This is a genomic window from Nonomuraea sp. NPDC049269 (assembly GCF_043197155.1).
Taxonomy (GTDB): Bacteria; Actinomycetota; Actinomycetes; order Streptosporangiales; family Streptosporangiaceae; genus Nonomuraea.
Window position 1 is genome coordinate 462,274 of sequence record NZ_JBICSO010000004.1, and the last position, 22,515, is coordinate 484,788.

The 22,515-nt window shown below is 70.7% G+C and carries 22 protein-coding genes; 3 read left to right on the plus strand and 19 right to left on the minus strand.

Annotation, left to right across the window (positions count from 1 at the left end):
• Nucleotides 1-111: 111 nt before the first annotated feature.
• The 3 genes from ACGFNP_RS24675 to ACGFNP_RS24685 form a co-directional block, all read right to left on the minus strand.
• Nucleotides 112-2,028 (minus strand): Xaa-Pro dipeptidyl-peptidase, encoded by a 1,917-nt coding sequence (locus ACGFNP_RS24675; protein WP_393322404.1) that lies wholly within the window; start codon nucleotides 2,026-2,028, stop codon nucleotides 112-114.
• A gap of 149 nt (nucleotides 2,029-2,177) precedes the next feature.
• Complete coding sequence (locus ACGFNP_RS24680; protein ID WP_393322407.1) at nucleotides 2,178-2,564, minus strand: alpha-ketoglutarate-dependent dioxygenase AlkB; 387 nt, start codon at nucleotides 2,562-2,564, stop codon at nucleotides 2,178-2,180.
• Nucleotides 2,546-3,034, minus strand: coding sequence for a hypothetical protein (locus ACGFNP_RS24685; RefSeq protein WP_393322410.1), 489 nt, complete (start codon nucleotides 3,032-3,034; stop codon nucleotides 2,546-2,548). The genes ACGFNP_RS24680 and ACGFNP_RS24685 overlap by 19 nt, the downstream gene beginning before the upstream one ends.
• A gap of 132 nt (nucleotides 3,035-3,166) precedes the next feature.
• On the opposite strand from ACGFNP_RS24685, the gene ACGFNP_RS24690 reads away from it, so the two are divergent.
• Nucleotides 3,167-3,826 carry a FadR/GntR family transcriptional regulator gene (locus tag ACGFNP_RS24690; RefSeq protein WP_358315242.1) on the plus strand — a complete coding sequence of 220 codons (660 nt, stop codon included), beginning with the start codon at nucleotides 3,167-3,169 and terminating at the stop codon, nucleotides 3,824-3,826.
• Between the two features lie 23 nt (nucleotides 3,827-3,849).
• On the opposite strand, the gene ACGFNP_RS24695 is transcribed toward ACGFNP_RS24690, so the two are convergent.
• The 8 genes from ACGFNP_RS24695 to ACGFNP_RS24730 are packed head-to-tail and all read right to left on the minus strand — an operon-like array spanning nucleotide 3,850 to nucleotide 11,830.
• The gene (locus ACGFNP_RS24695) at nucleotides 3,850-5,187 is read right to left on the minus strand and encodes an NADH-quinone oxidoreductase subunit N (RefSeq protein ID WP_393322413.1); all 1,338 of its coding nucleotides are present in this window, start codon (nucleotides 5,185-5,187) and stop codon (nucleotides 3,850-3,852) included.
• Entirely contained in the window at nucleotides 5,184-6,632 is a 1,449-nt protein-coding gene (locus ACGFNP_RS24700; protein WP_393322415.1) for a NuoM family protein, read from the minus strand. The genes ACGFNP_RS24695 and ACGFNP_RS24700 overlap by 4 nt, the downstream gene beginning before the upstream one ends.
• Nucleotides 6,629-8,476 carry an NADH-quinone oxidoreductase subunit L gene (locus tag ACGFNP_RS24705; protein ID WP_393322418.1) on the minus strand — a complete coding sequence of 616 codons (1,848 nt, stop codon included), beginning with the start codon at nucleotides 8,474-8,476 and terminating at the stop codon, nucleotides 6,629-6,631. Before ACGFNP_RS24705 ends, ACGFNP_RS24700 begins: the two co-directional genes overlap by 4 nt.
• Complete coding sequence (nuoK, locus tag ACGFNP_RS24710) at nucleotides 8,473-8,778, minus strand: NADH-quinone oxidoreductase subunit NuoK (RefSeq protein WP_358315254.1); 306 nt, start codon at nucleotides 8,776-8,778, stop codon at nucleotides 8,473-8,475. Before nuoK ends, ACGFNP_RS24705 begins: the two co-directional genes overlap by 4 nt.
• On the minus strand, nucleotides 8,775-9,272 hold the full coding sequence (locus ACGFNP_RS24715; RefSeq protein WP_393322422.1) for an NADH-quinone oxidoreductase subunit J: 498 nt from the start codon (nucleotides 9,270-9,272) through the stop codon (nucleotides 8,775-8,777). Before ACGFNP_RS24715 ends, nuoK begins: the two co-directional genes overlap by 4 nt.
• Complete coding sequence (locus ACGFNP_RS24720; RefSeq protein ID WP_393322425.1) at nucleotides 9,269-10,198, minus strand: NADH-quinone oxidoreductase subunit H; 930 nt, start codon at nucleotides 10,196-10,198, stop codon at nucleotides 9,269-9,271. Before ACGFNP_RS24720 ends, ACGFNP_RS24715 begins: the two co-directional genes overlap by 4 nt.
• Nucleotides 10,191-11,471 carry a hypothetical protein gene (locus tag ACGFNP_RS24725; RefSeq protein WP_393322428.1) on the minus strand — a complete coding sequence of 427 codons (1,281 nt, stop codon included), beginning with the start codon at nucleotides 11,469-11,471 and terminating at the stop codon, nucleotides 10,191-10,193. Before ACGFNP_RS24725 ends, ACGFNP_RS24720 begins: the two co-directional genes overlap by 8 nt.
• Nucleotides 11,472-11,482: 11 nt before the next feature.
• On the minus strand, nucleotides 11,483-11,830 hold the full coding sequence (locus ACGFNP_RS24730; RefSeq protein ID WP_393322431.1) for an NADH-quinone oxidoreductase subunit A: 348 nt from the start codon (nucleotides 11,828-11,830) through the stop codon (nucleotides 11,483-11,485).
• Between the two features lie 121 nt (nucleotides 11,831-11,951).
• Between ACGFNP_RS24730 and ACGFNP_RS24735 the strand changes: the two genes are divergently transcribed.
• Entirely contained in the window at nucleotides 11,952-12,194 is a 243-nt protein-coding gene (locus ACGFNP_RS24735) for a hypothetical protein (protein WP_358315269.1), read from the plus strand.
• On the opposite strand, the gene ACGFNP_RS24740 is transcribed toward ACGFNP_RS24735, so the two are convergent.
• Both ACGFNP_RS24740 and ACGFNP_RS24745 read right to left on the minus strand, forming a co-directional pair.
• Entirely contained in the window at nucleotides 12,191-12,829 is a 639-nt protein-coding gene (locus tag ACGFNP_RS24740; protein ID WP_358315272.1) for a class I SAM-dependent methyltransferase, read from the minus strand. The genes ACGFNP_RS24735 and ACGFNP_RS24740 overlap by 4 nt on opposite strands.
• Before the next feature lie 148 nt (nucleotides 12,830-12,977).
• Nucleotides 12,978-13,553 (minus strand): nuclear transport factor 2 family protein, encoded by a 576-nt coding sequence (locus ACGFNP_RS24745; protein ID WP_358315275.1) that lies wholly within the window; start codon nucleotides 13,551-13,553, stop codon nucleotides 12,978-12,980.
• A 192-nt stretch (nucleotides 13,554-13,745) separates the two neighbouring features.
• Here ACGFNP_RS24745 and ACGFNP_RS24750 point away from each other — a divergent pair, with 192 nt between their 5' ends.
• Entirely contained in the window at nucleotides 13,746-13,910 is a 165-nt protein-coding gene (locus ACGFNP_RS24750; RefSeq protein WP_358315278.1) for a hypothetical protein, read from the plus strand.
• A 66-nt stretch (nucleotides 13,911-13,976) separates the two neighbouring features.
• On the opposite strand, the gene nirD is transcribed toward ACGFNP_RS24750, so the two are convergent.
• From nirD to ACGFNP_RS24780, 6 genes are all read right to left on the minus strand, one after another.
• Nucleotides 13,977-14,300, minus strand: a complete 324-nt coding sequence (gene nirD, locus ACGFNP_RS24755) for a nitrite reductase small subunit NirD (protein ID WP_358315281.1) — start codon at nucleotides 14,298-14,300, stop codon at nucleotides 13,977-13,979.
• On the minus strand, nucleotides 14,297-16,729 hold the full coding sequence (gene nirB / locus ACGFNP_RS24760; protein ID WP_358315284.1) for a nitrite reductase large subunit NirB: 2,433 nt from the start codon (nucleotides 16,727-16,729) through the stop codon (nucleotides 14,297-14,299). The genes nirD and nirB overlap by 4 nt, the downstream gene beginning before the upstream one ends.
• The gene (locus ACGFNP_RS24765; RefSeq protein WP_358315287.1) at nucleotides 16,726-18,120 is read right to left on the minus strand and encodes an FAD-dependent oxidoreductase; all 1,395 of its coding nucleotides are present in this window, start codon (nucleotides 18,118-18,120) and stop codon (nucleotides 16,726-16,728) included. Before ACGFNP_RS24765 ends, nirB begins: the two co-directional genes overlap by 4 nt.
• The gene (locus tag ACGFNP_RS24770) at nucleotides 18,117-20,138 is read right to left on the minus strand and encodes a molybdopterin-dependent oxidoreductase (RefSeq protein WP_358315290.1); all 2,022 of its coding nucleotides are present in this window, start codon (nucleotides 20,136-20,138) and stop codon (nucleotides 18,117-18,119) included. The genes ACGFNP_RS24765 and ACGFNP_RS24770 overlap by 4 nt, the downstream gene beginning before the upstream one ends.
• A gap of 10 nt (nucleotides 20,139-20,148) precedes the next feature.
• Complete coding sequence (locus tag ACGFNP_RS24775) at nucleotides 20,149-21,459, minus strand: MFS transporter (RefSeq protein ID WP_393322439.1); 1,311 nt, start codon at nucleotides 21,457-21,459, stop codon at nucleotides 20,149-20,151.
• A 141-nt stretch (nucleotides 21,460-21,600) separates the two neighbouring features.
• Nucleotides 21,601-22,488, minus strand: a complete 888-nt coding sequence (locus ACGFNP_RS24780) for an intradiol ring-cleavage dioxygenase (RefSeq protein WP_393322442.1) — start codon at nucleotides 22,486-22,488, stop codon at nucleotides 21,601-21,603.
• Nucleotides 22,489-22,515 lie beyond the last annotated feature (27 nt).

Here is a 22,515-nt window from a genome sequence, read left to right on the forward strand (position 1 = left end):
GCCCTGGGAGCGTTCGGCCCCGCCGCAAGGGGCGGGGGATACTGGACGACGGGCTTAAAGCACCTCTAACCTCTGGGGGCGGCGCTCCGCCCCCCCACCACCTGACTGCTGCTAGAAGAAGGTGTTCTCCGGCTCCGGCAGGTCGATCCGCGCCGGTCCGCGGAACTGGCCCGCGTCCTTCGGCACGTCCACCGTCGGCGCCCCCTGCGTGAACGGCACGATCACGCTGCTCCTGGCCAGGTCGAGCGTGACGTTCGCGCCCGTACCCGCCTCAGAGGTGTACGTCGTGTCGGTGCCCGCGACGATCAGGGCGATCCGGTGCCCCTTCCTGAAGGTGTAGTCGTGCGGCAGCGTCTGCCACTTGACCTTGCCCCACGTTCCGACCGGCAGGGGCGACGGAGTGCTCAGCGAGTCGCGGTTCCGCATGTCGATCCAGCCGCGGGCGACGATCTCGGCGGGCCGCGTCACCGTGTTCGTGGTCACCTTGCGGTAGCAGGCGTCGTCGGCGGCGGTGCTGTCGCCGTGGCAGTCCTCCTCGGTGAGCGTGGTGATGCCCTGGCCGCGCCGCCAGTCGACGCGGGTGGCGTCGCCGAAGTCGACGAGCAGGGCGGTCAGATTGGCGTCCGGTTTGTCGAGCTTGACCCGCAGGTCGGCCGTGGGCGTACCGGACAGGCGCAGGTCGAGCGGGAGCGCGCCGCTGGTGAACGCCACCCGGCCCGGCTTGGCCGTACCGACGTCGGCGATCATCTCCTCCTCCTCGAGCGCCACGTCGGTGAAGGAGGCGCTGGCATCGCGCCTGGCCTGGACGAGGCCGAGCGAGCCGTCGGCGGCCGGCCGCAGCGCGACGTTCGCCGCCAGCGGTGCCGGCCAGTCGCGCTGGGTGATCCACTGCGTCGGGCCGGTCTGCACGTCGGCGCGCGGGGCGTTCATGACCTCGTTGCGTACGCCCTGCAACCAGTGGTCGAACCAGCCGTGCAGCGTGTCCACCCACACGTCCCTGCGGCCCTCGAAGTCGAACGGGTCCACGTGCTGGTACTGGCCCACCCAGATCTTGCGCGGTACGTTCCGCTTGGCCAGGGCCTGCCACCAGGTGGAGAAGTTGTCCGGCTTGACGTTCAGGTCGTTGGCGGTGTGCACCACGAAGACGCTGGCCCTGACCTTGGAGACGTCGCCGAGCAGGCCGTTGATGTAGTCGCGCTCGGCCCAGAACGCGTTGTAGTCGCCCGTGTCGTCGCCGTCCTCGGCGTCCAGACGATCCCGTACGGCCTGACACTTGGGCTCGGGGTCGGTGTCGACGTAGTTGGCCAGCCAGGAGGCGTAGTCGTAGTTGTAGACCACGCCGTTCGAGCGCTGGTACTTGTACCAGGAGCTGATCGCCGAGATCGGCACGATCGTCTCAAGTCCGCGCACGCCGGTGGCGGCCACGGCGTTGGCCAGCGTGCCGTCATAGGACTTGCCGATCATCCCGGCCTTGCCGGTGGTCCAGTCGGCCACGGCCTGGGTGCCGTCCGCGCGGTAGGCCTTGGCCCGGCCGTTCAGCCAGTCCACGACGGCCTTGCCGCCCAGGACGTCCGCCTTGCCGCCGATGTCGGGGCAGCCGTCGGACCTGGTGGTGCCGAGCATGTCGACGTTCAGGACGGCGTAGCCGCGTGGCACGAAGTAGTTGTCATAGAAGAGCGGAAATTTCGTGACATTCCCGGCGGCGTCGTAGACCTTCCGCTCGGCCTCGTTGCCGCGTCCAGAATTGTCGTAGTACGGGCTCTCGTCGATGATCACCGGCACCTTGAGCCGCGGACCGGACTCCTTGGGCCTGATGATGTCGACGCGTACCCGGTCCAACCGGCCGTCGGAGTCGCTGTCGACGCTCGACTCGACGTACACGTATTCGCGGACGGCGTCCGCGTAGGAGAAGACCGGCTGCGTGCGGCCGTTCTCAACGGTGATCCTGGGGCCGGCGGCCGCTTGCGCGGGACTCGCGATCGCCATGGTGAGGGCGACGGCGACGAGGGCCGGGCGTAATTGTGGCACGCGTGTCCTCCGAGACGGGTGGGCGCCAAGTAACCGCAATCTCTCACCCGGCAGGGGGCCTGACAAGATCCGGTGCGTTGACGTACAGGGGCGTGTTGGACAGATATAGCCGCATCTGACGCCCGGCTCTACGGCCTCGTCCGCGAGCGCTACCCGCCGATGATCGTACGGAAGGTCACCGACACTCGCCGCCCCCGTAGGACCCGGCCCGCCGCACCCGGGTCGCTTTTACGGGCGGCGATGCCGTGCCGCCACGCATATCTGGCGGGTCCGGTCATGACGCACAGGCTGCCTGGAGCGAGCCGCACCGGCGACCGCTGTCCCGCCTCGGGGTGAGTGAAATCCATGTCGCAGCCAGAGCCCAGGGATATCGCCGCGACAACCGGGCCGAAACAGGGCACGCAGTCGATATGTGGGCTGATGCCCTGCCCCGGCTGATACTCGTTGATGATCGCCTGATCCGGTTCCCGGTCCATGATCCCTTCACGCACCAGGCGCATGGAATCGCCCCCGCAGGTCAGCAGGCTGACAGCCATCTGACGAAGACGGCCCTGGACGGGATGCCGCTGGGCACCACCGCGACGTGGTCCCACTCGTACACGTTGCTCGGCCCCTCGTCGCCCTCGGCGGGCACCATCTGGGGCGAGTCCAGAACGCTCTCGCCCGTGCTGCCCACGCTGGCCACCACGCGCTGCTGGGCGTCCATGAAGACGAGCTTGCTGTGCCAGACGTCGGCGTGCTTGGTGAAGTCGGTGTCGCTCACCGCGTGCACGTGTACGCGAGTAGTGCCACTTTCGATGAAGACGTAGCTGGGAAACTCCAGATGGCAGTCCCCGACCTTCCACGGGCTGCCGAACGCCCCTCGGGCGAAGAGCGAGCTCGACGTGAGTGAGAGCAGCCTGGAGTCGGTGGCGGCGTCAGCGGAGGCCGGGCTCTGGATGCCGAGCGTGGCGATGAGCGAGACGATCGCGGCGACGGCGCAGGCTCCCCGTCTGAAGATGCGCATGGATCCTCCTGAGAGATGGGTTTGCCCTTTAGGCGTTCCATGCCGTTCCCGCGTGCTCCGGGGGTGAGCCGCCGGCCGCCGCTTGCGATACGGTGCCGTACTAAGTAATCACTGAGAATCGGCGATCGGCTCATGCGAAACGTGGCGCGGACCTCCCTTGTGGATGCCGCGATCGAAGAGCTCCGCAAGGAGATCACCAGCGGCGCCTGGCCGGTGGGGACGAAGATCCCGTCTGAGCTGCGGCTCGCGGAGAGCCTCGGCATGAGCCGGCTCTCGGTCCGTGAGGCCGTACGCGTGCTGGCCCACTCCGGGCTGCTGACCACCCGCCAGGGTGACGGTACATACGTCACGGCGGTCGACGAGTCGCAGGTCGCGCTGGGCAGGCGGATCGCCAAGGCGGCCGCGATGGACATCATCGACGTACGGCGCGGGCTCGATCTGGTGGCCGCGCGGCTGGCCGCCGGGAAGCGGACCGAAGAGGACCTCACCGGCATGCGCGAGGCGCTGGTACGCCGGGACGCGGCCGGGCGGGCGGGGGACGTGGACGCGTTCGCCGACGCGGATGTCGATTTCCACCTCCTGGTGGCCGACGCGGCGCACAACCCGCTGCTCAGCGACCTCTACCGGAGCATGAGCGACGCGCTGCGCGACAGCGTCCGCCACATGGAACAGGCGGCGCTGGTGCTCGACGGCTCGCACGAGGAGCTGTTGCAGGCGATCGAGGACCGCGATCCCGGCGCCGCCGTGGCGATCTCCGTCGCCATCCTCGACCAGCAGGAACGCGACCTCTGACCAGCCGGGCAACGCCCGATCGGCTACCGCGACGGCAGCACCAGCAGGACGATCCCGCCCGCCACCCCGAACGCCACGGACGCCACGGCGATGACCGGTGCGAGCCACCCCCGAGCCGCCCCCCCAACAGCCTCCCTGGCGAAGAGCGGCCGGATCCATCGCAGGTAGTAGAAGACGCTGGCCACCGTGTTCACCGCCACCACCACGGCCAGCCAGGCATAACCGCCGTCCCAGGCCGCCGCGAAGACGAGCAGCTTCCCCACGAACACCCCGGTCGGCGGCGTGCCGATCAACCCCAGCAGGCACACCACCAGCGCGAACGCCGCCCACGGCGACCTCCTGGCCAGCCCCGCGTAGTCCCCGAGCCGGTCGGAGCCCAAGGACACGACCACGGCGAACGCGCCCAGGTTCGTGATCGCGTACGCGGCCACGTAGTACAGCAACGCCGGCGAGGCGATGCCGGTACGGCCCGCCATGGCGACCGGCACCAGCAGGTAGCCGGCCTGGCTGATCGTGGAGTAGGCGAGCAGGCGGCGCACGTTGTCCTGGTGGAAGGCGGCCAGGTTGCCCAGCGTCATCGTGGCCACGGCGAGCACCGCGATCAGCGCGGGCTCGTCGAACACCTCGCCGGCCAGCCGGAACAGCGCCACCAGCGCGCCGATCTTCGGCACCGTGGTGACGAACGCGGCCACCGGCCGGGAGGCGCCCTCGGTGACGTCGGGCACCCAGAAGTGCGCGGGCACGCCCCCTGCCTTGAACAGCAGCCCGGCCAGCAGCAGGATCACGCCCACGACCGGCGCGTCCAGGCCGGGGTAGGCCGTCGCGCCCGCCATGCCGTACACGAGGGTGACGCCCGCCACCATGAGCACGCCGAGGAACGCGCCCATCAGGTAGTACTTCAGCGCGGCCTCGGTGCCGGGCGCGTCCTTGCCGAAGCCCGCCAGGGCGTACGCGGGGATGCTGGCGAGCAGGTACGCGGCGACGAGCACGAGCAGGTCGTCGGCGCCCGCCATGAGGACGGTGCCGAGCGCGGCCAGCAGGAGCAGCGTGTAGACCTCGGTCTCGCGGGGGTGTCCACGGGCCCAGCGGGTGGTCATGATGATCACGAGCAGGGTGGCGAGCGCGACCGTGGCCCGGGTGACGTTCGTGAGGGGGTCCACGGCGTAAGCGGCGAACGCCATCTTGTCAGGATTTTTCATGACAACGGCGGTGGCGGCCATCGCGCCGGCCAGGGCCAGGCCGCAGATCCAGGCGGCGATCCACTGCCGGGGCCTGGGCAGGAAGAGGCCGGTCAGCAGGCCCGCCACGGCACCCAGCAGGATCAGCAGCTCGGGGACCAGGTCGAGCGGGTTCTCGGTCATCGGCTGACCAGGTTCACGATGGCGGCGGCGGCGGGTTCGATCAGGTCGAGGAGCCAGCGGGGGGCGATGCCGATGATCAGCGAGAGGATCAGCAGCGGGGCGATGGCGGCCAGTTCGCGGGGGCGTACGTCGGTGACCTGCGAGGTGAGCTCGCCGGGGCGGCCCAGGAAGGCGCGCTGCAGGACACGCAGGAACAGCGCGGCCGTGATGAGGATGCCCACGATGCCCAGCGCACCGGAGATCACCGCACCTGCACCGATAACGCCAGTGAAGATCTGAAACTCCGCGACAAATCCAGAAAGGCCGGGGATGCCGAGCGAGCCGAACGCGGCCACCGCCATCAGCCCGGTCAGCACCGGCGGCATACCGCCATATTTGCCGATCTCGTAGCTTTGGGCCCGGTCCCACAGGATGCCGGTGATCAGGAACAGCGCCCCGGTGAGCAGGCCGTGGCTGACCATCTGGGTGACCGCGCCGCTGACCGCCAGCTCCCTGGCCTGCGTCGGAGCGCTCAGCCCGGCCGCGCCCAATGCCAGGACGATGTAGCCCATGTGGTTGACGGAGGTGTACGCGATCAGCCGCTTCAGGTTCTCCTGGGCCAGGGCGACCAGCGCGCCGTACAGGACTCCGGCCACGCCGATCACGATGATCACCCAGGCGTACTCGCGCCACGCCTGCGGCAGCATCGGCATCGCGATGCGGGCGAAGCCGTACGTGCCCATCTTGAGCAGCACCCCGGCGAGGATGGCCGAGCCGGCGGCGGGCGCGTCGGTGTGGGCGGGCGGCAGCCAGGTGTGCACGGGGACGGTCGGCGTCTTGATCGCCAGCCCCACGCCGATCGCGAGCAGGACCAGGGGTCCGGCTTTGGCGGGGTTCGTGGTGAGGTCGACCAGGTCGAAGGTGTGCGGCTCGGCGCCGAGGTACAGGCCGATGAAGCCGAGGAGCAGGGCCAGGGACCCGAGGAAGGTGTACAGGAAGAACTTGAGCGCCGAGCGGGCCCTGTCGCCGTGCCCCCAGCCGACGATCACGAAGTACATGCCGACGATCGACAGGTCGAAGAAGACGAAGAACAGCAGCAGGTCGAGCGCCGCGAACAGGCCGATGGAGACCGTCTGCAGGAACAGGAACAACGCCGCGTACGCCCGGCCGGCCTCCCCCAGCGAGTAAACGGCGCAGACCAGGAACAGCAGCGCGGTCATCGCGATCAGCGGCAGCGACAGCCCGTCGACGCCGACGTGATAGCCCGCGCCCACGGACGGCATCCAGCGCAGCCTGGTCTCGTAGCCGATGCCGCCCTGGTAGCCCGTCCACATGACGATCACCAGGGCCAGGTCCAGCGAGCAGACGCCGACCCACACCCATCCGGCGGCCTTCCCGCGCGGGATCACCGCCAGCAGCGCCGCCGCCACCAGGGGGAGGAAGATCACGATATCGAGCACGCTCACCTCGCCAGCGCGAACACGACGGCCAGCACGATCAGGGCGACGGCGGCCTGGGCGAAATACGTGTGCACCTGGCCGGTCTGCGGACGCCGGGCCAGTGTGCCGAGCCGTCCGGCCGCGCCGGCCACCGCCCGTACAAAGCCCTCGATTCCCGACTCGAACGGCCTGCGCGCCAGGCGCGCGGCGGCCATCCCCAGCCGGGGTACGGCGTTGACGGCGCCGTCGACGACCCGATCGTCGAACCACGCGGCCCCGCCGGCCAGTGCCGTCAACGGCCGCCACACCAGGACGACGGCGGCCTTCTCCAACCACAGCCAGCCGGCGAGCAACCCCCGCATGCCCGGCACCGCGACCGCCGGACGTGCGGCCGCGCCCGGCACAGTGTCCGGTCGATTCCGTGTCGCGAAGGCGACGGCGAGCACCACGGCCGCCGCCAGCGTCCCCGAGAGGGCCAGCTCGCCGACGGCCAGGTGCCGTCCGGCGCCCACCAGGACGGGCAGCCCCAGCACGACCGCGCCCAGCGCGAGCACCGGCAGCGGCAGCCGTTCCAGCACCCCAACCCGCCGGGTGCCCGGCTGTTCGGTGTCGTCACGGGTACCCGCGTCGACGGGCCGCCAGACGGCCACCAGCGCCTTGGCGGCGTAGGCGGCACCCAGCAGCGCACCCGCGAACGCCACCCCGTACAGCACCGGCTCACGCACCGCCCCGAGCACCGCGTCCTTGGTCAGCCACAACGACAGCGGCGGCACCCCGGCCAGAGCCAGCGCCCCGATCCCGAACGTGACGCCGACCAGCGGATACCGCCGCGCGGCCCCGTGCAGCCCGGTCAGGTCCTTGGTGCCGAGCGCCGCCAGCCACGCCCCGGCCCCGAGGAACAGCAGGCTCTTGACCGCCGCGTGCGCCACCAGCTGCGCCGCACCGCCCGGCACCTCCCCCACGCCCGCGCCCAGCACCATGAACCCGATCTGGGCGCAGGTGGAGGCGGCGAGCAGTTGCTTGAGGTCCCGCTGCGCGACGGCGACGGCCCCGAGCAGCAGCGCGGTCGCCGCCCCTGCCCACGCCACCACCGCCGCCGCCCACCCGGTCGCGGCCAGCAGCGGCTGAGCACGCAGCAGCAGGTACGCCCCCGCGGCCACCATCGTCGCCGAGTGCAGCAGCGCGGACACCGGACTGGGCCCGGCCATCGCCCGCGACAGCCAGAACGAGAACGGCACCTGAGCCGACTTGCCCAGCGCCGCCAGCACGATCCCGGCCGCGATCAGATCCCGCCACGGGGGCGGATCACCGGACAGTACGGCCAGCTCGAACGCCCCGTCCCCGTTGCCGGTGGCGGCCAGCGCGCCCGCGAAGGCGGCGCCGGCGGCGAAGTACAGGCCGAGGTCGCCAGCCCGGGTGGTGACGAACGCGATCGTCGCCGAGCGCACCCGCTCGGGGTCGTGCCACCAGTAGCCGATGAGCGCGTACGACATCGCGCCCATGACCTCCCACCCCATGAGCAGCAGCACCAGGTCGGTGGCCGTCACGGTCAGCAGCATGGCGCCGACGAAGATCAGCATGAGCCCGAAGAACCGCGCCTCGCGCAGCTCACCGGCGGCGAAGACCAGGACGGCCAGCGCCACCCCCGCCACGGTCACGACCATCGCCGCCGACAGCCCGTCCACGGCCAGCCCGGACTCGAAGAACAGCCGCGCGCCGACCCGGGGCCGCGCCACCGCCGCGTAACCGGCCAGCCCCAGGGTGGCGACGGCCGTGGCGAGGGCCACCGGCCTGGCGGCCCGCCGTACCAGGAGGAGGACGGCACCCATGGCGAGGGGGAGGGCGGGCAGCAGCCAGAGGAGGGCGTTCATTCCTTGAGGTCTCCGGCGTCGTCCGTCGTGTCCACATCGCGGGCCCGGAATATCGCGGTCACCACGGCGAACCCCATCGCCATCTCCAGCGCCATCACGGTCACGGCGACGAGCACCAGCACCTGTCCGTCGGCGTTCTGGGGGGCGACGTAGTACCAGAAGGCGCCGCCGGCCACGATCAGGCCGTTGATCATGAGTTCGAGGCCCATCATGAGCATGACGATCGACTGCTGGGACAGCGCGCCGTACAGGCCCACCGCGAAGAGCGCGGCGGCGAGCAGCAGGAAGGCCTGGAGAGTCATCGGTCGTAGCGCCCCTTGTGCGTGGCGAGCACCACGGTGGAGATCATCGTGGCCAGGATCGCCACGCCGATGACCATCATCACGAGCATCTTCGGCCCCATGATCGACAGGCCGAGCGCGTGGGTGGGGTCGCCGCCCGGACGTCCCTTCGCGGCCGGCCAGGGGGTGAGCAGCGCCCCCGCCGCCAGCAGGACGAACGCGGCCCCGGCGATGATCGCGGCGGCCCGGTTGTTGTGCACCATCTTCATCGGCATCAGCCCCGCAGGGTTCATCATGTACATGATCATGAAGATCGCCATGATCATCATCTCCGTGACCATCATCAGCACGATCAGCACGCCGAGGTAGCGCAGGTCGATCAGCAGGAACGTACCGCCGACGGCCAGCAGCGACGCGAGCAGCGCGAACGTCGCCCGCGCCATCGAGTCCACCACGAACACCATGACCCCGGCCACCACCGCCACCACGGCGAGAACCCAGAAGGCGACGCTCATGGCAGCACCACGATCCCGACCACCAGCAACTGCGCCAGCATGAGCGGGATCAGCACCATCCAGGAGAAGTCCATGAACCGATCCATCCGTACGGCCGGCAGCCGATGCTTGGCCACGACCAGCAGGACCAGCACCGCGACGGTCTTGACCAGCGTCCACGCCCACGCCGGCAGCAGCGGCCCCGCGCCACCCCCGAGGAACAGGGGCACGGCCGCGGCGGCGGCCACCACGAGCACCCCGTACCGTCCGGCCAGGAACAGCAGCCGATCGGCACCGGACAACTCGGCGGGCACTCCCCCGGCGAGGTCCCGGCCGAGCGGCTGCCCCATCGGCCCCCAGAACGCCATGGCCAGCGCCGAGACCAGGTAGACGAGGAAGGCGACGGGCATCCAGACGGCGTACCAGAGGCCGTGCTGCGCCTGGACGATGCCGGTCATCCGCAGCGACCCCGCGCCCAGGGCGACGGTGATCAGGGCGAACATGTGCGGCAGCTCGTACGCCAGCCCTTGGGCGACGTAGCGGTAGCCGCCGATCAGCGGATAGACGGAGTTGGCGCCCCAGCCGATCAGCCAGAGGGCCGGCCAGACGCACACTTCCATGGCGTTGAACCACACGACCCCGACGTCCAGGTCCGCCACCGGCGCCTCGCCGAGGGGCAGCACGGCGGCGGCCAGAACGGGGGCCAGGAGCAGCGTCAGGAGGCCGATGCGGGTGAGCAGGACGTCGGGCAACAGCGTCAGGCGCCGCTGCTGCACCAGCAACCGGGCCACCTCCCGCAACGGCCCGCCCTGCGGCGGCGGCCCCGGGCGCCTTGCCGGATGCCGCGACCGCGGGGGTGAGCCCAGGCGGGCGTCGAGTGCCGCAGCGCCCCATACGAGTGCCGCCAGCGCGACGGCCAGCCCGAGGACCGCACCGGGCTCAGCCATGGAACGCCTCCTGGGGGAGCTGGTCGAGGTCGGGGTCGAGACCGGCCACGATCAGGCGGGCGGCGGCCAGCTCGGCTCCGTCCAGCAACCGGGGAAGCACGTCCAACGCCGCCGCCGACCGCCGCTCTCCCACGGGGCCCCTGGGTCCGTCGTCCCCTACGAGCGCTGTCGTGTCGTCCAGCGCGTCAATGGCGGCTGCGGTGCTGTCCAGCCACCAACGCAGCCGACTCAGTACGTCCGTCTCCGACAAGGCGAGGGCTCCCGCGTCGGGTCCCGCGCGAGGTCGCACAGCGGCTCCCGCGTCGGACTCCACGCCAGGTCGCACAGCGGCTCCCGCGTCGGACTCCACGCCAGGTCGCACGCCGAGGCCCACGCCGCGGAGCATCCAGGCGAGGATCCTCGACCGCCGTACCCGCCGCGCGAACCGGGCGTGATCACGGCTCAGGCCAGCTCGGGAGTCCCCCGCCAACGTACGGTCCCGCAGCCATCTGGCCCGCAGAGCCGCCGAAGGCCACCCGGCAACGGCCAGCAGCCGCCCAAGGCTGTCGAGGTGCGACGCGGCCCTACGCCGCTCCGCCTCCCCCCGCGTCACCACCCGCCCCTCCGACGCGGCCACCCAGGGCTCATCCCAGAAGCTCACCCCACCCCCGACGCCGCCAACCACACGCACGGTCGCCTGCTGGATCACGTCACCCTGGAGCACCGTCTCCACGACCAGCCCACTGGGCCAGTCCACGAGCACCGGTCCCAGCGGGACGTGCAGCCGGTCGAGCTTGAGCCCGTCCCGATCCGGCCCCCGCTCAGCCATGGCCACCCCACCGGGACTCCCCATGTGATGCTCATGCCCACCGCCCCCCATGCCCCCATGCCTCCCACCGTGATCCATCCCACCGTGATCCATCCCACCGTGGTCACTGCGGTCCATCGGCTCCTGCGGCCAGGACTGCGACTTTCGTTCGGCCGCGTCGCGACGCTGGCCGGGCTCATCCCCCAGCGCCACCACCGCACCGTCCAACGCCCCCGCGACCACGTCAGGCGTGGCGTCCGACGGCAGCTCCACGAACGCCCGAGGACTCGCGACACCACCCCAAACGACCGTAATCGCCGCCGCCAACTCCTCCCCCGGCACGCCGCACACCACCACCAGGCTCGCCTCCCCCGGCGACAGAGCGACGGCCCACCCCCGGCCCGCCACCTCCGCTTCCACCAGCAGCCGCGTACGCGTCCCGTACACCCCGGCGACGACCAGCGGCCGCACGGACGCCCGCCGCATCAGCCACCCGCTCAAACCCACCGGAACGCCCCCTCCCGCCACGTGTAGACGACCCCGACCATCAGCAACCCGAGGAACGCGAACATCTCCACCAGCGCCACACCGCCCATCTCGGCCACCACCAGCGCCCACGGGTACATGAAGATCATCTCCATGTCGAAGGCGAGGAAGACGAGCGTCACGGCGTACCAGCGAACGTGAAACCGGGCCAGCGCGTGCTCCCGCGGCAGCCCACCCGACAGATACGGCCCCACCCGCGACGTCCCCCGAGGCGCGACGACCAGCGAAACGGCGTAGACCCCGGCCACACCCACGACGACAAGGGCCACCAGACCGAGCACTGCCAAGAACGCCTGCATCGATCACACCCCAGCCGTCTGCCAAGCGCGGTAGTGAGCAATCTCCACCGTATAGATGCACAGCATCCCCACTGACGACACACAATGGGAGACAAGGCGAGGAGCGAGGAGGCTGTTCGCCGTGTCCGCCGTGGGACGTGACCACCTGGCCGCGATGCTGGATGTCCTGGTCTTCGAGAACGTCCTGCTCGTCTGGCGGCGAGCGCCTTTCGGCCGGTACGAGATCGTCTCGCGCGACGGCGAGGAGACCACGCTCACCCTCGGACAGACCGAGATGTGGGCGCATGGCGCGTTCGCCGTCTATCTGGCACTCGTCGACCAGGGCCGCATCACACCACGCCTGCCGGGCGGTAAGCGCCCCTAAGGTCTGCGGGCGAGCCCCAGGATGTGGGCCATGGCCGGCGACTTCGGCGTCGCCTTATGGACGAACCGGTCGATGTCCTCGATCACGAACCCCGCGTCCCGGATCGCCGCCGCGGTGTCCCGGTTGGGGCGGCAGTCTCCGGCCATCAGCCGCCACAGCGGGGTGATGAGATCCTGCAGCACGCCCCGGACCGGGTTCGCCGAGCGTACGTGCTCGAAGAAGCGCAGCTCACCGCCCGGCTTGAGCACCCTGCGTACCTCCGCCAGCACCGCGGCCTGGTCGGGGACGGAGCACAGCACCAGCGACACCACGGCCGCGTCGAACGACCCGGCGTCGTACGGCAACGCGCCGGCATGCCCCCGGACCATCGTCACGGGCACCGGAGCCGGAGCCGCGGCCCGCTCGCCCAGCGCGCGCAGGTGGTCCTCGGGCTCGACGGCGACGACCTCGCGCACCTGCGGGGGATAGTGCGGGAAGTTCATCCCGTTGCCGGCGCCCACCTCCACCACCCGGCCGCTCAACCCGGACAGCAACCGCCGCCGCAGCCCGGCCATGCCGTTCCGCTCGGCCTCGGCGCTGAGCCGCTCGTACATACGGGCGAAGCGTCGATGCTGGAACTCCGAAAGGTCCTGCATGCCCCCACGCTAAATCGCACACCGTCCCATCGCGCGCCCACGGCCCCGCACGCCTGGGGGCGCCGCCGATGTGATCGGTGGCGCCCCCAGACGTGCTTGAGCCTGGAGACCGGCCGCTGAGAGGCAAGCAGGCATGTCACCGGCCCGCTCAGGTCGGCTCGTTGTCCATGAAGAGGTCGATCTTCCACTCACCGTCGGCCTTCTTGAGAAGGAAGAACTCGCGGTAAGTCTCGTCACCCTCCTTGCTGGTGGTGCGGACGAAGGCCGCCTCGTTCCCGAAGGTCCGCGTCTCGTCGAAGGTGTGTGTGCGTTCGGCCTTCGCCTTGAACTCGTCCTCGAACAGTTTGCGCAGCGCCTCGGTGCCGTCCGCAGTCGGCTTGCCCGCTATGGCGGCCATGCCGTCGGAGGCGAACGCGTCGGCGGCCTTGTCCGCGTCACCGGCCTTGGCCGCGTCGAAGTACGCCTGTACGGCCGCGCGCGGCGAGGTCATCTCGGGGCCCGAGGGTTCCGGGCTCATGGTGCCCGACTCGGACGGCATCGGGCTCGTGGTGCCCGTCTCCGACTCGGCCGGTGTCGGGCCTGATTCCGAGGGCATGGGCGGAACCGGGCTCGCCACCGCGCCCATCAGTCGCATATTGCTACCGCCCGCGGCACAGCCCGTGACGAGCATCGCCGGGACGACTGCCGCCAGCAGGAGTGCTCTGGCCTGGGATTTTGTGCTCATAGCGGGCTAATTCCCCCCAACACCCGCCCCGAATGCACCATTTATCCACTTCGGACAACCCTTTTACCACCCCCCGCCACAGCCACGGGGATTGCTCACAGTAACCTTCACAGGAGTTGGTGAGACCGTTCAGAGGTTGGATCGTTGCCGGGCCGCGACCAACCCGCCGCCGTGTCCGATAGCGTCGAACGAGTGCCGCACCTGGAGACGAGCCTGAGCACCGAACCCGAGCCTTTGCCGCAACGCGACGATGCGGAGCGCTGCGACAGCATCGACTCCGAACGGCGCTGTGTCCTGCCGGTGGGACATCAGACCGCGCATGTATACCCACCGGCGGAGATGATGCTCGAGCACTGAAGCCAGAAGAGGCGACCCGGTCGCGCTCGATGAGCGTGACCGGCCCGCCTCCTCAAACCAGAGCTGTCAGACGCCCACCTGCACCAGCCCACCGTCCACCCGGATCGGATACACCGGTACGGAGAACCCGGGCTCGTCCAAGCACTCCCCGCTCACCAGCGAGAACACCTGCTTGTGCAGGGGTGACGCCACAGTGGGCTCCCCCTGCCGGGTGCCGACGATCCCCCGCGACAACACCTGCACCCCGCTGAACGGGTCCAGATTGCCGATCGCGTGCACCGTACCGTCGAACGTACGGAAGACGGCCACCTGCCGTCCGTCCACCAGAGCGCACACCCCGCGCTCCGGCAGCAACGCCTGATACCCGCAGACGGGAATCCAGCTACTCATCGGGCCAACACCTCCACCGGCTTGATCTGGTCGCGTTCGGTCTCGAAGACGATCGACGGGTCGGGAACCCCCGGCGCGTTGACGAAGCTGACGAACCGGCCGAGCTTCTCCGGATCGTCGATGGTCGTCTGCCATTCGTCCACGTACGTGGAGACGTGGTGCTCCATCTGGGCGTCCAGCTCGGCGCAGATCCCCAGGGAGTCGTCGATGATCACCTGCCGCAGGTAGTCGAGCCCGCCGTCGAGCGACTCCAGCCAGGCAGCGGTGCGTTGCAGCCGATCGGCGGTGCGGATGTAGAACATGACGAACCGGTCGATCGTCCTGATCAGTTCCTCGGTGCTCAGATCGGCCGCCAGGAGGTCGGCGTGGCGCGGCTTGAACCCGCCGTTGCCGCCGACGTACAGGTTCCAGCCCTGCTCGGTGGCGATGACCCCGAAGTCCTTCGACCTGGCCTCCGCGCACTCGCGGGCACAGCCGGACACGGCCGACTTGAGCTTGTGCGGCGCGCGCAGGCCGCGGTAGCGCAGCTCCAGGTCGATGGCCAGGCCGACGGAGTCCTGGACGCCGTAGCGGCACCAGGCCGATCCCACGCACGACTTCACCGTCCGCAGCGCCTTGCCGTAGGCGTGCCCGGACTCGAACCCGGCGTCGACGAGCCGCCGCCAGATCTGCGGCAGCTGCTCGACGCGGGCGCCGAACAGGTCGATCCGCTGCCCTCCGGTGATCTTGGTGTAGAGGCCGAAGTCGCGGGCCACCTCACCGATCACGATGAGCTTGTCCGGCGTGATCTCGCCGCCGGGGATGCGCGGGACGACCGAGTAGGTGCCGTTCTTCTGGATGTTGGCGAGGAAGGCGTCGTTGGTGTCCTGCAAGGCCGCCCGCTCGCCGTCGAGGACGTGCCCGTTGTGCAGCGAGGCGAGGATCGAGGCCACGGCCGGCTTGCAGATGTCGCAGCCCCGGCCCTGCCCGTGCGCGGAGATCAGGTCCGAGAACGTGGTGATGCCGCGCACCCTGACGATGTCGTACAGCTCGGCCCTGGAGTAGGTGAAGTGCTCGCACAGCGCCTTGCTCACCTCGACCCCGGACTTCTCCAGGAGCTGCTTGAGCATGGGCACGCAGCTCCCGCAGGTGGTGCCCGCCCGCGTGCACCCCTTGATCCCGGGAACGTCGGTGAGCGACTTGTCGGCGATGGCGGTGCGGACCGTCCCCGCGCTGACGTTGTTGCACGAGCACACCTGCGCGTCGTCGGGCAGGTCCAGCTCGGCTCCCGACCCGGTGAACAGCAGGTCGGACGGCGCCGCCGGCAGCGGCTTGCCGACGAAGGGGCGCAGTGCGGAGTACGGCGAGGCGTCGCCGACGCAGATGCCGCCGAGCAGCGTCTTGGCGTCGTCGCTGATGAACAGCTTCTTGTAGACGCCGCCCACCGGGTCCATGTAGGTGACGTCGAGCGCCCCGTCCATCGCGCCGAACTGCGCCACCTCGACGCCGAGCAGCTTCAGCTTGGTCGACAGGTCGGCCCCGTCGAAGGTGGCGGCCCCGCCCAGGATGCGGTCCGCGGCCACCTCCGCCATCGTGAAGCACGGCCCGACCAGCCCGTACACCATGCCGCCCGCCAGCGCGCACTCGCCGATCGCGTAGATCGCCGGGTCGGACGTACGCATCCCGGCGTCCACCGTGATGCCGCCCCGCTCGCCCACGTCCAGCCCGCTGGTCCGGGCGAGCTCGTCGCGCGGCCTGATCCCGGCGGAGAAGACGACGATCTGGGCGTCCAGCAGGGTGCCGTCGGGCTTGCGCAGCCCGGTGACGCCGCGCTCACCCGCGACGATCTCCTTCACGCCCGCGCCCGCGTGCACGCTGAGCCCGAGCGCCTCGATGTGGCCCTTGAGCACCGAGCCGCCGCCCTCGTCGACCTGGCGGGGCATCAGCCAGGGGCTCATCTCCACGATGTGCGTCTTGAGCCCCAGCCCGCGCAGCGCGTCGGCGGCCTCCAGGCCGAGCAGCCCGCCGCCGACCACCACGCCCTCGGTCGCGTCCTTGGCGGCCATCCTGATCGCGTCGAGGTCGTCGATGGTCCGGTAGACGTAGGCGTGCTCCGCGCCCGGCACCGGCGGCACGAACGGCGCCGACCCGGTCGCCAGCACGAGCACGTCGTACGGCTCGGCCGACCCGTCGGCCAGCGTGACCGTGCGGGCCTCGCGGTCGATCCCGGTGACGCGCCCGCCGAGCCTGGTCACCGTGCCCGGCGGCACCGGGTAGGTGAGGTCCTCGACGCTGATCCCCGACAGGTAGGAGGTCAGCGCGACCCGGTCGTAGGCGGGGCGGGGCTCCTCGCCTATCACCGTGACCCGGCCGTCGAAGCCCCGCTCGTGCAGCGTTTCGACGAGCCGATGGGCGGTGGGTCCGTAACCGACGACGACGATCCTGTTCATGCCGAGATCCCTTCCTGCTCACACAGCCAGCCGACGATGCCTTCCACGGCATCCCGGCAGGTCCCGCACCCGGTCGTGGCCCTGGTCGCGGACGCCACCGCGGCCACGTCCCGCGCGCCGGCCTCCCAGCACGCCCTGATCTGGCCCTTGGTCACGTTGTTGCACTGGCACACCTTCGCCGCGTCGGGCATGAGCACCGGGCTGTCGGCCACGGTGACCGTCGCCAGCCCGGGGAACAGCAGCCCGGCGCGGTCGCCCGGCAGCGGCCCACCGCGGTCGAAGAGCTGGGTGAGCGTGCCGACGGCGTCGGTGTCGCCCAGCAGGATCGCGCCGACCAACCGGCCGTCGCGGATGACGAGCTTGCGGTAGGTGCCGCGAGCTCGGTGGCTGAAGCGCACCACCTCGGCGTGTTCCTCGGTGAGCTGGGTCTCGCCCATCGCGGCCAGCTCGACGCTCCTGGCCTTGAGCCTGGTCACCAGCCGCGAACCCCGGTAGAGCGCCTTGCCGCCGGTGATGACCTCGGCGGCGACGGCCGCCTGCTCCCAGGCGGGGGCGACCAGGCCGTAGACGGTGCCGTCGTGCTCGGCGCACTCACCGATGGCGAACACCGCGGGGTCCTCGGTACGCATCTCGTCGTCCACGACGATGCCCCGCCGTACGGACAGGCCCGAATCCTTGGCCAGCCCCGTCACCGGACGCACGCCGCACGCCAGCACGACGAGGTCGCCCTCGACCACCTCGCCGTCGGCCAGCCGGACGCCCTCTTCCAGGATCGCCTCGGCCGACACGCCGGTGCGGATGTCCACGCCGAGCCCGGTGAGCGTCTCGCCGAGCACCAGCCCGGCCTCGGCGTCGAGCTGCCGTTCCATCAGATGGTCGGCCAGGTGCAGCAGCGTCACGGGCAGGCCGCGCCCGGCCAGCCCGCGCGCGGCCTCGATGCCGAGCAGGCCGCCGCCGACCACCACCGCCCTGTCCGCGCGCTCCGCCGCCTCCAGGATGCGGTGGCAGTCGTCGAGCGTGCGGAACGGGATCGCCAGCTCGGCCCCCGGCACCGGCGGGACGACCGCCTGGCTGCCGGTGGCCAGGACCAGCATGTCGTACGGCGTGCTCCGGCCGTCGGCGGTGATCACCGTCTGGGCGCTCCGGTCGATGCGCACCACCTCGCTGCCGAAGACGGCCTCGACGTCGTGGGTGGCGTACCAGCTCGGGTCGAGCAGCCGTACCTGGTCGGGACCCGAGCTTCCGGCCAGGACGTTCGACAGCAGCACCCGGTTGTAGGGCTGCCAGGTCTCGGCGCCGAACACGGTGACCGACAGGTGCGGGTCACGCGCCCGCACCTCGCCGACCAGCCGCGACCCGGCCATCCCGTTCCCTACTACGACGAGCCTCATGCGATCTTCTCCACCCTGACGGCGCAGACCTTGAACTCCGGCATCCGCGATGTCGGATCGAGTGCGGGGTTGGTCAGGCGGTTGGCGCCCTCCCAGTGGAACGGCATGAAGACGGTGTCGCGCCGGATCGATTCGCTGATCCGGGCGAGCCCCGTGCTCTCACCCCGCCGGCTGAGCACGCGCACGACGTCTCCGGCGGTGATGGCCAGCTGCTCGGCGAGATCGGGGTGGAGCTCGACGAACGGCTCCGGCGCGGCCTTGGACAGGGCGGCGATCCTGCGGGTCTGCGCGCCGCTCTGGTACTGGGCCAGCACGCGGCCCGTGGTCAGGTAGACGGGGTAGTCGTCGTCGGGCTCCTCGGCCGCGGGCCGGTGCTCGACGGGCACGAACCTGGCCCGGCCGTCCGGGGTGGCGAAGGAGTCGAGGAACGGGCGCGGGCGGCCTGGGTCCTCCGGCGACGGGCAGGGCCAGAACACGCCGGTCTCCTCGGTGATCCGTTCGTAGCTGATGCCCGCGTAGTCGGCCGCGCCGCCCGCGCTGGCCCGGCCCAGCTCGTCGAACACCTCCCGCGGCTCGGCGGAGAACCGGTGGCCGAGCCGTCCGGCCAGCTCCCGGATGACCTCCAGGTCGCTCCTGACCCCCTCGGGAGCGGGTACGGCCTGGCGGCGCAGGAGCACCCGGCCTTCGAGGTTCGTCATGGTGCCGGTCTCCTCGGCCCACTGCGTCACGGGGAACACCACGTCGGCCCGCGCGGCCGTCTCCGACAGCACGATGTCGGAGACCACCAGCAGGTCGAGCGCGTCGAGCCGCTCGGTCACGTGCGCGGAGCGCGGCGCGGACACCACGGGGTTGGAACCGAAGACCAGCAGGGCGCGCGCCCCCTGGGGCGTCCCGAGCGTGTCGAGCAGCTCGTAGGCCGAGCGTCCCGGGCCGGGCAGCTCGTCGGGCCGGACGCCCCAGACCGCGGCGACGTGCTCGCGGGCGGCCGGGTCGTCGATCTTGCGGTAGCCGGGCAGCTGGTCGGCCTTCTGGCCGTGCTCCCTGCCGCCCTGGCCGTTGCCCTGCCCGGTCAGGCAGCCGTACCCGGAACCGGGCCGGCCGGGCAACCCCAGCGCCAGGGCCAGGTTGATGAACGCGGTGACGGTGTCGGTGCCCTTGGCGTGCTGTTCGGCGCCCCGCCCGGTGAGCACGGCGGCCCGCCCGGCCGCGGCGAGCGCCCGTACGGCCTCACGCATCCTGGCGACCGGCACACCGGTGATGCGCTCGACCCGCTCGGGCCACCATGAGGCCAGCGAGGTGCGGACCTGCTCGAAGCCCGACGTCCTGGCGGCGACGTAGTCCTCGTCGACCAGCCCTTCGGCGATGACCAGGTGCAGCATCCCCAGGGCGAGCGCCAGATCGGTGCCCGGCGTGGGCTGCAGGTGCAGCCAGGCCAGCTTGGCCGTCGCGGTGCGGCGGGGGTCGATGACGATGAGCCGCGGCCCGGTCAGGTGCCGGACGAAGGGCGGCATGGTCTCGGCGACGTTCCCGCCGGCCAGCAGGACGACGTCGGTCTCGGCCAGGTCGGTGATCGGGAACGGCAGACCGCGGTCCATCCCGAACGCCCTGAGCGAGGCGGCCGCGGCCGACGACATGCAGAAGCGGCCGTTGTAGTCGATCTGGCTGGTGCCGAGCGCCACCCTGGCGAACTTGCCGAGCTGGTAGGCCTTCTCGTTGGTCAGCCCGCCGCCGCCGAACACGGCCACGGCGTCGGGGCCGTGCGCGGCGCGGATGGCGACCAGCCGGTCGGCCACGTAGTCGAGAGCGGTCTCCCAGGCCACGGGCCGGCCGTGGAGCAGCGGCGTGGTCAGCCGTTCGCCGTTGGTCAGCAGGTCGGCCGCCGTCCAGCCCTTCTGGCACAGGGCGCCGCCGGAGTTCGCCGGGACGTCGGTGCGCGGCGCGATCGTGATCTCGGATCCCCGGGCGGTGATCGTCATGCCGCACTGGAGAGCGCAGTACGGGCAGTGGGTCGCGGTCACCACGGGATCCTCAGACACGGGCGTCGGCCAGGCTGCCCACGAGCGAGACGCCGACCTTGCGCGTGTAGCACCACCAGGTCAGCGTGAAGCAGGCCACGTAGAAGGCGCCGAACCCGACGAACGCGGTGGCCGGGCTACCTGTCTGGGCGAACGACATGCCGAACGCCCGGTTGATGAAGAAGCCGCCGAGCGCCCCGACCGCGGAGATGATCCCGATGGCCGCGGACGCCTGCCGCTTGCCGTACATCAGGGCCTCCTCGCCGGCGCCGCGCTCGGCCACGGCCTTGGCCTGGAAGATCGCCGGGATCATCCGGTAGGTGGAGCCGTTGCCGATGCCCGCCGTGATGAAGAGCACCTGGAAGGACAGGAAGAACAGCCAGAAGTTGCCCGAGGTGCTGGCCAGCCAGATCAGGACCACTCCGACGCCCATGCCGGCGAAGTTCCACAGGGTCACCGGCGCCCCGCCCTTCTTGTCGGCGAGCCAGCCGCCCACCGGCCTGATCAGCGAGCCGAGCAGCGGGCCGACGAACGCCACCGCCGCCCACGGCGAGCCGGGGAACAGGCTCTTGGCCAGCAGCGGGAAGGCCGTCGAGTAGCCGATGAACGAGCCGAACGTGCCGATGTACAGGAACGACATGATCCACGTCTGCGCCCGCCCGGCCACCGCCAGCTGCTCGCGCGGCTTGGCCTTGGCCACCGCCAGGTTGTCCATGAAGAACCAGGCGCAGACGGCGGCCACGACGACCAGCGGCACCCAGAACCAGCCCGCGGCGGCCAGCCCGAACCCGCCGATCACCAGCGGCATGACCAGCTGCACGGAGCTGACCCCGATGTTGCCGCCGGCCGCGTTCAGCCCGAGCGCCACCCCTTGCCGCGAGCGCGGGTAGAAGTAGGTGATGTTCGCCATGCTGGAGGCGAAGTTGCCGCCGCCGACCCCGGCCAGCGCCGCGATCACCAGGAACATCCAGTACGGGGTGCCCGGGTCGCTGACCGCCAGCCCGAGCAGCACCGTGGGGATGACCAGCAGCAACGCGCTGACCGTGGTGAACGTGGCGCCACCGAACCTGGCCGGCCCGAACGTGTAGGGGACGCGCAACACGGAGCCGACGAGGTTGGGCAGTGCCACGAGCCAGAAGAGCTGGTCGGTGGAGAAGTCGTAGGCGCCCATCTTGGCGGCCACGATGCTCAGCAGCGTCCACACCGTGAACCCGAGGTGCTCGGCCAGGATCGAGAAGACGAGATTGCGCCGGGCGATCCGCTTGCCGGAGCCCTCCCAGAAGGCCTTGTCGTCGGGGTGCCAATCGGCTATCCAGCGCGCCATCGTTCCTCCTACATTCGGTGGCGAGGACTCGAATGTAGGAAGCGCGCGTTACGCACTTTGACGATCCGTGGCTGTGCGTTCGTTACGTGTAACTCACTGGCGTAACGAGCAATCAACATGTGTCACGGTGGAAACCTGCCGTTAATCCAGGCTTCCGCCGGCGTGGGCGGCGCGGAGCAAGGCGACGTCGAAGTGGACGGTGCGGAACGGGTTGGGCAGTCCGGCCTCGGCCGCGCGCGCCTCGTGGTCGACGAGCGCGAATCGCCGGATCAGGCTCTCCTTGACACCGAAGACGGCATCGGAGTCCAGATAGGGGCTGTCGTCGACGAACAGGTGCGTAGTGACCGGGCGGTATCCCGGAGCGGTGACGATGAAGTGCATGTGCGCCGGCCGGTACGGGTGCCGGCCGGTCGCGGCCAGGAGCTCGCCCACCGGCCCGTCGTCGGGGATCGGGTAATAGCGGGGCACGATCGTCCGGAACCAGAACCTGCCATCCTCGTCGGAGGTGAACAGCCCGCGCAGGTTCAGCTCAGGCTGCACGCCCGGCTGCTGCACGTCGTAGAAGCCATCGGCGTTGGCCTGCCACACGTCGACCAGCGCGCCGGCCAGCGGTTCGCCGTCGGGTCCTTTGACCTGGCCGGTGACCAGGCACGGCTCCCCCTTGCCGTCCAGCGCGATGTTCTCACCCAGTTCGCGTGGCGGGGACTCGACCATGTGGAACGGACCGAGCACCGTCGACTCCGTCGAGGTGCCTCCGCTGCGGTGGTTGATCGTCTCCACCAGCATCGAGACGCCCAGGACGTCGGAGAGCAGCACGAACTCCTGCCGCGCGGCGTCGCACTTCTGCCCGGTCCGGGTGAGGAAGTCGATGCCCGCGCCCCACTCCTCCTCGGTCAGCTCCGTCTCTCTCACGAAGGCATGCAGATGCCGCACCAGTGCGGTCAGCACGTCCCGCAACCGCGGGTCCGCCGTGCCGGCGAAGCTCTCAGCGACCACGTGCGCCGATCGTTCCTCACTGAACAGCTCCATGCGTGTACTCCTCGTCGTCCTGTTCGG

Excerpts from the sequence above, each read along its gene's own strand:
- ACGFNP_RS24745 (WP_358315275.1), bottom strand. The coding sequence starts at position 13,553 with ATGAGCACAAAATCCCAGGCCAGAGCACTCCTGCTGGCGGCAGTCGTC.
- nirD (WP_358315281.1), bottom strand. The coding sequence starts at position 14,300 with ATGAGTAGCTGGATTCCCGTCTGCGGGTATCAGGCGTTGCTGCCGGAG.
- ACGFNP_RS24725 (WP_393322428.1), bottom strand. The coding sequence starts at position 11,471 with ATGCGGCGGGCGTCCGTGCGGCCGCTGGTCGTCGCCGGGGTGTACGGG.
- ACGFNP_RS24730 (WP_393322431.1), bottom strand. The coding sequence starts at position 11,830 with ATGCAGGCGTTCTTGGCAGTGCTCGGTCTGGTGGCCCTTGTCGTCGTG.
- ACGFNP_RS24695 (WP_393322413.1), bottom strand. The coding sequence starts at position 5,187 with ATGACCGAGAACCCGCTCGACCTGGTCCCCGAGCTGCTGATCCTGCTG.
- ACGFNP_RS24690 (WP_358315242.1), top strand. The coding sequence starts at position 3,167 with ATGCGAAACGTGGCGCGGACCTCCCTTGTGGATGCCGCGATCGAAGAG.
- nuoK (WP_358315254.1), bottom strand. The coding sequence starts at position 8,778 with ATGACTCTCCAGGCCTTCCTGCTGCTCGCCGCCGCGCTCTTCGCGGTG.
- ACGFNP_RS24765 (WP_358315287.1), bottom strand. The coding sequence starts at position 18,120 with ATGAGGCTCGTCGTAGTAGGGAACGGGATGGCCGGGTCGCGGCTGGTC.
- ACGFNP_RS24720 (WP_393322425.1), bottom strand. The coding sequence starts at position 10,198 with ATGGCTGAGCCCGGTGCGGTCCTCGGGCTGGCCGTCGCGCTGGCGGCA.
- ACGFNP_RS24685 (WP_393322410.1), bottom strand. The coding sequence starts at position 3,034 with ATGCGCATCTTCAGACGGGGAGCCTGCGCCGTCGCCGCGATCGTCTCG.
- ACGFNP_RS24680 (WP_393322407.1), bottom strand. The coding sequence starts at position 2,564 with ATGGCTGTCAGCCTGCTGACCTGCGGGGGCGATTCCATGCGCCTGGTG.
- ACGFNP_RS24705 (WP_393322418.1), bottom strand. The coding sequence starts at position 8,476 with ATGAACGCCCTCCTCTGGCTGCTGCCCGCCCTCCCCCTCGCCATGGGT.
- ACGFNP_RS24775 (WP_393322439.1), bottom strand. The coding sequence starts at position 21,459 with ATGGCGCGCTGGATAGCCGATTGGCACCCCGACGACAAGGCCTTCTGG.
- nirB (WP_358315284.1), bottom strand. The coding sequence starts at position 16,729 with ATGAACAGGATCGTCGTCGTCGGTTACGGACCCACCGCCCATCGGCTC.
- ACGFNP_RS24780 (WP_393322442.1), bottom strand. The coding sequence starts at position 22,488 with ATGGAGCTGTTCAGTGAGGAACGATCGGCGCACGTGGTCGCTGAGAGC.
- ACGFNP_RS24715 (WP_393322422.1), bottom strand. The coding sequence starts at position 9,272 with ATGAGCGTCGCCTTCTGGGTTCTCGCCGTGGTGGCGGTGGTGGCCGGG.
- ACGFNP_RS24740 (WP_358315272.1), bottom strand. The coding sequence starts at position 12,829 with ATGCAGGACCTTTCGGAGTTCCAGCATCGACGCTTCGCCCGTATGTAC.